Origin of the sequence: Microcoleus sp. S13_C3 (assembly GCF_036700905.1) — a bacterium.
Classification (GTDB): Bacteria; Cyanobacteriota; Cyanobacteriia; order Cyanobacteriales; family Microcoleaceae; genus Microcoleus.
Window position 1 is genome coordinate 23,432 of the sequence record NZ_JAUBPT010000004.1, and the last position, 8,666, is coordinate 32,097.

At 43.1% G+C, this 8,666-nt stretch carries 6 protein-coding genes; 5 read left to right on the top strand and 1 reads right to left on the bottom strand.

What is annotated here, in order from left to right:
* Positions 1–184 precede the first annotated feature (184 nt).
* The 3 genes from QUA16_RS02075 to QUA16_RS02085 all read left to right on the top strand — a co-directional run bounded on the left by QUA16_RS02075 (position 185) and on the right by QUA16_RS02085 (position 4,313).
* Positions 185–3,322, top strand: a complete 3,138-nt coding sequence (locus tag QUA16_RS02075) for a type ISP restriction/modification enzyme (protein WP_333101710.1) — start codon at positions 185–187, stop codon at positions 3,320–3,322.
* Positions 3,323–3,641: 319 nt separating this feature from the next.
* On the top strand, positions 3,642–3,968 hold the full coding sequence (locus QUA16_RS02080; RefSeq protein WP_333101711.1) for a DUF433 domain-containing protein: 327 nt from the start codon (positions 3,642–3,644) through the stop codon (positions 3,966–3,968).
* Between the two features lie 3 nt (positions 3,969–3,971).
* Complete coding sequence (locus tag QUA16_RS02085) at positions 3,972–4,313, top strand: DUF5615 family PIN-like protein (RefSeq protein WP_333101712.1); 342 nt, start codon at positions 3,972–3,974, stop codon at positions 4,311–4,313.
* Positions 4,314–4,482: 169 nt separating this feature from the next.
* On the opposite strand, the gene QUA16_RS02090 is transcribed toward QUA16_RS02085, so the two are convergent.
* The gene (locus tag QUA16_RS02090) at positions 4,483–5,121 is read right to left on the bottom strand and encodes a Uma2 family endonuclease (RefSeq protein ID WP_333101713.1); all 639 of its coding nucleotides are present in this window, start codon (positions 5,119–5,121) and stop codon (positions 4,483–4,485) included.
* 281 nt (positions 5,122–5,402) lie between these two features.
* Between QUA16_RS02090 and QUA16_RS02095 the strand changes: the two genes are divergently transcribed.
* Both QUA16_RS02095 and QUA16_RS02100 read left to right on the top strand, forming a co-directional pair.
* Positions 5,403–8,075 (top strand): protein-arginine deiminase family protein, encoded by a 2,673-nt coding sequence (locus QUA16_RS02095; RefSeq protein WP_333101715.1) that lies wholly within the window; start codon positions 5,403–5,405, stop codon positions 8,073–8,075.
* 194 nt (positions 8,076–8,269) lie between these two features.
* On the top strand, positions 8,270–8,539 hold the full coding sequence (locus QUA16_RS02100) for a FitA-like ribbon-helix-helix domain-containing protein (protein WP_333101717.1): 270 nt from the start codon (positions 8,270–8,272) through the stop codon (positions 8,537–8,539).
* Positions 8,540–8,666 lie beyond the last annotated feature (127 nt).

The following is an 8,666-nucleotide window of genomic DNA, read 5'->3' on the forward strand; positions in this document are numbered from 1 at the left end:
ATCCATATAGGGCTTACTGACTCCGACAAAGAAACCGGGTTTTTACCTAATCTGTCGGTAGCCACGAAGTATTTTCCTAAAAAACCCGGTTTCTGGGCCCGTATCTCCAGGACTATTCTATCTACTATAATAGCATTAAACGAATTCAGGAAACATTTCCAAACTAAACCAGGAAACTGATTCAATGCCGTCTATATCTTTTGATGCTTACCTCAAGTCGATTCAAAATAACCTGCAAAAAGGTAGCGAGCGCAGCCATTATTCAGCGCTGAAAGATTTGCTGGATGACTCAGACAAGGGGATTGATGCCGTCATTGAAGAAAAAGGCAACAAGGCAGGGATTCCAGACTTTACCGTAAGGCGGCGGGAACTACTGGTGGGTTATGTAGAAGCCAAAGACGTTGGGCTAGACCTGGATCAGATAGAAAAATCGGAGCAATTGCAGCGGTATATAGAAGCGTTTCCGAATCTAGTATTGACCAATTATTTAGAGTTTCGTTGGTATGTGAATGGGAAGCGCAGGCAGAAGGAAATTTTAGCAGATCGTAGTGAGAATAAGCTGCAAGTAAGGGCTACAGAAAAGATTGCGGCTCTGCTGGATCAGTTTATCAACTATACAGGCGAGATTATCAGCAGTCCTGAAGACCTGGCGCGACAGATGGCGATGTTGACGAAGGCAATCCGGTTAGCAACAACAACTGCGCTGGAGGGAGAAAGGAAAGACGGCGAATTGCATCAACTGAAACAGGGCTTTAGTGAGGTGTTGTTGCCCGATTTGAATGATGCTGACTTTGCTGATATGTATGCTCAGACGATTTCTTATGGGTTATTTGCGGCAAGAGTTGGTCATGCTCAAAATCCAGGGTGTGAACCGTTTACTCGGCGCACGGCGGGCACGTATATTCCGGCAACAAACCCATTTTTGAAGCGATTGTTTAATACGATCGTCGAAACGGATGCAGTCAGTCAGATCGATTGGGCGATCGACGATTTGGTGCAATTGCTGTCTCAGGTTGATATGGGCAGCATTCTCGAAAACTTTGGGCAGCGCACTCGTCAAGAAGACCCGGTGGTGCATTTTTATGAAACGTTTTTGGCGGCGTATAATGCGGCTTTGCGAAAAAGTCGAGGCGTTTATTACACACCGGAACCTGTGGTGTCGTTTATTGTGCGATCGGTTGATGCTATTCTCAAAGACCGCTTCGATTTGCCATTGGGATTAGCTGATAATGCCAAAGATCCAATAACACAAAAGCCGAAAGTGCAAATTCTCGATCCTGCAACGGGTACGGGTACGTTTTTGTATGAGGTGGTGAAGCAAATTTACCGCAATCTAGAAGAAATTGGTATGGCGAATCAGTGGGATAGCTATGTGCGAGATAATTTGCTGAATCGATTGTTTGGATTTGAGTTATTGATGGCTCCCTATGCCATTGCTCACCTGAAGCTAGGGCTAGAACTTCAAGAACTTGGTTACAAATTTAAGGGCAAACAACGATTAGGCATTTACCTCACGAATACGCTGGATGAAGCACTGAAAAAGTCAGAGATTTTGTTTGGTCAGTTTGTCGCACAAGAAGCAAACGAAGCTTCGACGGTGAAGCGAGATACACCTGTGATGGTTGTATTAGGCAATCCGCCTTACTCTTACGAGTCGTCAAACACAGGAGAATGGATAAGCGGTTTAGTACGAGACTACTATAAAGTAGACGGTAAAGATTTAGGAGAAAAAAATCCAAAAGGATTACAAGATGACTATGTAAAATTCCTACGGTTTGCTCAGTGGCGAATTGAAACAACTGGCTACGGTATATTAGCTTTTATTACTAATCATGGGTATCTCAAAAATTCTACTTTTCGTGGAATGCGTCAAAACTTAATGCAAACCTTTGATGACATTTACATCCTTGATTTACACGGAAGCTCCAAGCCCTACGAAATTAGTCCTGATGGTTCAAAAGATGAAAACGTCTTTGATATTCAATCAGGCGTAGCAATTGGAATTTTTGTGAAATATTCATCCCCGAATAACAAAGGATTAGCAGATGTTCATCACGCAGATTTATGGGGTGTCCGTGAAATGTTTGAAAAAGCTAAAGGCGTACCAAATCTCTCGGGCGGCAAATACTATTGGCTATCAAGTAATAGCATCGAAACAGTCAGTTGGGAAGAGATTAAACCCCGATCGCCAGAATACCGCTTTGTACCAATGAATGCTGATTCAGTTGCAGAGTACGAAAGTGCATGGAAAATTAACAAGGTAATGCCTGTAAACTCTGTAGGCTTGTACTCTGCAAGAGATGAGTTTGCAATACATTGGGAAAGAGACAATGTTGAGAAAACCTTAAAAATTTTTATTGCTTTAGAAGAAGAGGAAGCAAGAATAAAATATGACTTAGGAGAAGACTCTAGTGAGTGGAAAGTTATTTTTGCCCAAAAAGACGTGCGATCATCTCAATTAGATATATCAAGAATATATCCAATCTTCTATCGTCCCTTTGATACCCGATTCACATACTATACTGGCACCTCTCGTGGCTTAATTTGTAGACCGCGCCCAGAGGTGATGAGCCATATGTTAGCTGGTGACAATCTTGCTATATGTTTTATGCGTAATAGCCGTGAGCAAGTAGTTTCTAATTTTATAGTAGCTCAAGGCTTGGTAGACAAAACTGTTTTATCTTCTGCGGATAATGCTTATCTTGCTCCTTTATATATTTATCCTGATACTCAAAATAATCAAGGTAGTTTATTCGTTGAAAAATCTCCTAACTTCTCATCAGAGTTCCTGAGCGCAATTCGAGAAAAACTTGGCTACATTCCCACACCAGAAGCGATATTTTACTACATCTACGCCATCTTCCATAGCCCTACCTATCGCCAACGCTACGCCGAGTTTCTCAAAATCGATTTTCCCCGTGTGCCGTTAACAAGTAACGATCAGCTATTTAAAGACTTGGGTGCAAAAGGTCAGGCATTGGTAGACTTGCACCTGATGAAATCGAAAAAGCTGAATAAGCTGATTACTAAAATGAATGGCGATGGTGACAATGCCGTTACCGAAGTTACCTATAAACCCGCAGAACAACGAGTTTATATCAACAAAACCCGCTATTTTGAAGGTATCGCCCCCGAAGTTTGGGAGTTTAAAATTGGCGGTTATCAGGTGTTGGACAAATGGCTCAAAGACCGTAAGAAAGCCAAACGCACCTTATCTTTTGATGATGTATTGCACTATCAAAAGGTGGTGGTTGCGCTCAAAGAAACCATGCAACTGATGGTAGAAATCGATCTACTGATTCCTGGTTTTCCCATAGAGTAAGATTCAGGACTTATGCACTCCGACAAAGAAACCGGGTTTTTACCTAATCTGTGGATCAATACGGTTCAGTTAACACTGTTAATTCCCTAGAGATCCCCCTAAATCCCCCTTAAGAAGGGGAGTAGGGGTTGACTTTGAGCAACTTCTTGTTCCCCCCTTTTTAAGGGGGGCTAGGGGGGATCGGTCTTATCTGAACCGTATTGATCTATGGACAGTAACGCATCTTTTCGTAAAAAACCCTGTTTCTGGGCCCATGCTAAGCCCTATTCCGTTATAATTTAGCTAGGATATTCTATCTGTAAAAATGGGATAGTAAATAATGACACTCACCGAATTAAAAATCGATCTAGCATCCTTAAATTCAGCCGAAAAAGCAGCGGCTATAGAAATTTTACTTCAAACCTTAAGCACTGGTGCTATAGGCATTAAAAAAACTCCAGGCGTGTGTGGCGGCGATGCCTGCGTTGGCAATACTCGCATACAAGTTTGGGTACTTGTAGGTTATCGCCGTCTCGGATGCAGCGATGCTGAACTTTTTAAGTGCTATCCCCATTTGACTGCGGCTGATTTAGTCAATGCTTGGGCTTATGCTGATGCTTACCCAGAAGAAATTGAACAAGCAATTAAAGAAAATGAGGAAGCCTAAAACATGGCGCGACTTTATGCAGACGAACAGTATCCGTTGCCAGTAGTTGAGTTTCTTCGACCTTTAGGTCACGATGTATTAACAGTTCAAGAAGCCGGAAACGCAGGATTAGGAATTCCTGATGAGGATGTATTGGCTTTTGCAGTGAGTAATGAGCGAGCAGTTTTGACTCTCAATCGAAATGATTTTATTCGACTGCATCGCTCACAACCCGACCATGCTGGTATTATTATTTGTACTCAAGATAGCAAGTGGGAAAGACAGGCGACTCGAATTAATGACGCTATTTCTGCTGAGGAAACATTGAGCGGTAAATTGATTCGAGTTAACCGTCCTTCCAGGTGAAAAAGCCAACGATATAAAATTTTGCCATAACAAAACTTATTGACTCCGACAAAGAAACCGGGTTTTTATCGAATCTATGAACAGCAACGCGTCTTTTCGTAAAAAACCCGGTTTCTGACCTGGTGTGCGATGATCGGAAATCAACCCATTTACACTTACAACACTCAACTCATCCAATCAGTCGTTGTCGAAATTCTTTAACTGCTGCGAGGGAATTAGGATATCGAACATATTCTGCCAACAATTCTATATCTAAATTAGGCAGGATTTCACTGCGACTGATTTGCTCATAACCGCAGGTTTGGACAAATTGAACTGGAATTTCTTCTCGCAGGTAGTAGAGGCTAAAATTTTCATTTTGCCAAAACCAAACTTCTTTAACATTTAACCGTCTGTAAACTTCCAATTTATTCAGGCCACCACTGGTAACAACAACCTCAATTGCTAAATCGGGAAATTCTTTGTCTGTACCAATGCAGTAAGCTTCATCAGGTTCCGTCCCGCCTCTTTTTTCCTGTTGCCGTAGGGTTGTAGAACCAAAGGGAAAATAGTTGATATCTGCTTCTAAAAAGTAAATGACTAAAAGGTCTCCAATGCGAGTTTTTCTGTTTTCATGGCGGCGGGAAGGTGACATAATTTCTAAGACTCCATCTAAATACGTGACTCGATATGCAGAAGTATCCCCACTTCTGGTGAGTAAGGTTTCATATTGTTCCCAGTTGACGCGATCGGTAATATAGCGGCATTCGGAATCTTGGCGTTGGAGTGCTTGTTGGTCAAGTAGAGCATTGAGATCGCTTGTCAACATACTATTACCTCCTTTAGGTTGTCTTGATTGTAATGAGAGTTAATGCGATCGTGATGAATACTATATAATAATTTAAATATTATCAAATCTTATGGACTCCGACAAAGAAACCGGGTTCCGACTTCGCTCAACCACCAGGGGTTTTTATCGAATCTATCAACAGCAACAAAGTATTTTCGTAAAAAACCCGGTTTCTGAGCCCCATCCAAAAACCCTATAATTAAATTTCCCATTTATCCCAATATTAGGTAAAATCATTTGGGTGTCTGAGGATAAACTATATGCGCTTGGTTAAATATATTGCGATCGCCATTATCAATGCTTTCGGTGTCGTCGTCGGGATTATCTGGGTAGCAGTCCCCACCACACTGGCTCAACCTTCCCTAAACTACCAACTCGCACTCTCTGGGCGACAGTCAGACGGCGAAACTCCGCAATCGCTTTCCGAACTCTACAAATTGCGCGATCGCCTGAAAGTACAATTAGATAACCTTGCCAAAACTCCCGACAGCGCCCCGTTTCCTGCAGAACTTTGGAAATCAGCAATCAACCGCCAGCAATCCCAAACTCTGACGCAGCAACTCCAAAACGTTCAAAGTCAGATTCAAATAGAAGAAAGAGCCAAATATAATTGGGACGATGCTGCTAAATTAGCCGCCCAAGCAGTCTTAATTGGACGCACTTCTAATCCTTCTTCTGCTACTTGGGAAGAGTCCCAGCGGCTGTGGCAGTTGGCTATCAATACGCTGCGACTCATTCCTCACGATTCTTTTTTGGCTGAAGGGGCGATCGACAAAACCATCGAATATCAAGGAAACCTCAGTGTCGCTACCTATGAAATGCAAGTTGCACGTTCAGTTGAGAAAATTAGAGCCGAGGAAGAAGAGATAAGAGAGCGAGCCCGCAAAGAGCAAGAGAAAAAAGAATTTGCTCGTCGAGAAATAGAGAGAAAAGAGCAAGAGAAAAAAGACCGGGCTAGAAAAGAACTTGAAAGGCAAGAGTTTGAAAAGCAAGAATTAGCCCGTAAAGAACTTGAAAGGCAAGAATTAGCCCGTAAAGAACTTGAAAGGCAAGAGTTTGAAAAGCAAGAATTAGCCCGTAAAGAACTTGAAAGGCAAGAATTTGAAAGGCAAGAATTAGCCCGTAAAGAACTTGAAAGGCAAGAATTAGCTAGACAAGAATTAGCTAGACAAGAACTTGAAAGGCAAGAATTAGCTAGACAAGAATTAGCTAGACAAGAACTTGAAAGGCAAGAGTTAGCCAGACAAGAATTAGCCAGACAAGAACTTGAAAGGCAAGAATTAGAGAGAAATCAGCAAGCAACTCCTCAACCAACTCCTGAATCAACTGCAACACCAACTCCCGCCCCAGTTACGTCGGCTGCGTCCCCGTCGAACTTTTTCTTTGCGGGAGATACTAACAGAGATGGCCAAATTAACGAGCAAGACGAAGCCGGAAAAGAACAATGGTCTTTGTCCAAGGGCGCGCTAATTTTATTTAACGATCGCAATAACGATCGCGGCAAGATACCGACTTGGAAACAAACCAAAGTTAGCGCTCCCCGCCGTGCAGCAATGCTTTCTCAAGTTAACTTAACACTGTCTGAAAGCTTCAAAACCTCTCAGTTATTTATCACGGCTGATAGCATTGCCAGCCCTCACATCAGCGTTTTCCAAAAGACGGGCGACGGCTGGCAACCTGTAGATATATCCGGTGCTAAACCTCTAGTTTTCAGCACGAATATTGTTTTAGGTGTGGAAGCAAAACAATTTGCCGATCGCAACTGGAACGGTACTGTTAATCTTAAAGCAACTGCCCAAAACAACGGTCAAGAAATCGCCTCCACAACAATCCAAATGGGCGTTAGTCCTTGGATGATACCGCCCAATACAGCGCCAGTAACCGAAGTTCAGGTCAGCGACAGAGGCGCGGTAAACAGCGAATTTATCTCGCAACTAAAACAAGCAGTAGAACCCACGGGCGCCAAAGTAAAAATTATCCAGGGCGATCGCACTTGGATGCAAGATACCCAGAAAAACGGCTACGTTCAACTCCCCGAACAATCCGAAATACGCCAGTTTAATGTAGCCCTAAAAAGCAATAGCGATCGAGAGAAAAACCCGCCTGTTAAATCAACTCAAAACCGGGATTGGAAAGTAGTTAAAATTGGCAATCCTCGTTCTTTAGACCCTGTAAGTCAGTGGTCTGACGGATACGGCAATTTGCAGGTGACACCGCCGATTCCCGGACACCCAATGGGTCGAGTTTATTACGGGAATTCGGGAAATGCTAGTTTTAATCCAGAGGTACTTGATTTTATTCAAGCTCAGAGAATTCAAGGGTCGCCAGTGGATATTGATACTTCTTGGCTTTTGACTCGCCAAGTTGATGAAATTATCAATTTTATTCCCACTCAAACTCCCGGACAATATGTAATGGCCATCGCCAGTCCCGAAGCCGGAGTTAAGCTGTTGGAAGAATTGGAGGGAAGAGGTTACGGCGATGTGGCGATCAATCGTGGTTTGAGCACTCAAACAACTGTCAGCGCCGCTTTGAAAAACCGTGCTTTAATTCAACACAATCTCTATTTGCAAAATCAGAAACTTAATCCGATTATAGAGAAGTTGAAAAGAGAGTTTTTACTCGGAGACGACCAAATTATTCAAGTTCCGGTGATGTTTGGCTACAGCGGTTATGCTTGGTGGCCAAATATGGTCAATTCGGTGCCAGTTAACGGCAAGTTGTTAGTTTCAAATCCGCGCGGGCCAATGATTGACGGTGTAGATTACACTCAAGAAAGATTGCGCCAACTGCTGCTTCCTGCTGGCGTCAGCGTTAGTTTTCTGGATGACAGGTATTATCAAGAATTAAAAGGAAACGTGCAGTCGGCGACGAATACTGTGAGGAAGCCAGAAGAGCGGCCTTTTTGGCAGTCTTTGCCTAATAATTACTAAGTGGGAATCGGGCATGGGGAATCGGGAATCGGGAATCGTGAATCAGGAATTTGTAGGGGCGGGTTCACCAACAATACTCGCCTGTAACGAACAATCTCGTAAACCCGCCCCCACCCAACAGTAAATCTCAATATACCTCCTAAACCCGCCTCCCTATGCTAATATTTAGCAAAACTATGCTAGGAGTTTAACAGATGGCTACCCTACAAATAGAAAATATACCAGAGGAATTGTATACGAGGCTGCAAGAGTTAGCCGCGGCTCAAAACCTCTCGATTACCGCGTTTGCGATCGCCATTTTAGAAGCCGAGTTGTCAACAGAGACAAAAGCCCTCTCAGGAAAAAATAAAAACTCTGTAACAGAAATCTTGGCAGAAATCAGCCACCGTCGCGAGTCTCGTCCGGCGAATATGGGGATGATACTAGATAGTACCGCTTTAATTAGAGAGGATCGCGACAAATAATATCTTGCACCATTTTTATGAACAGGCTTTCCGGCCTGTTCCACACAAGTACCATTTTTATGAACAGGCTTTCCGGCCTGTTCCACACAAGTACCATTTTTATGAACAGGCTTTCCGGCCTGTTCCA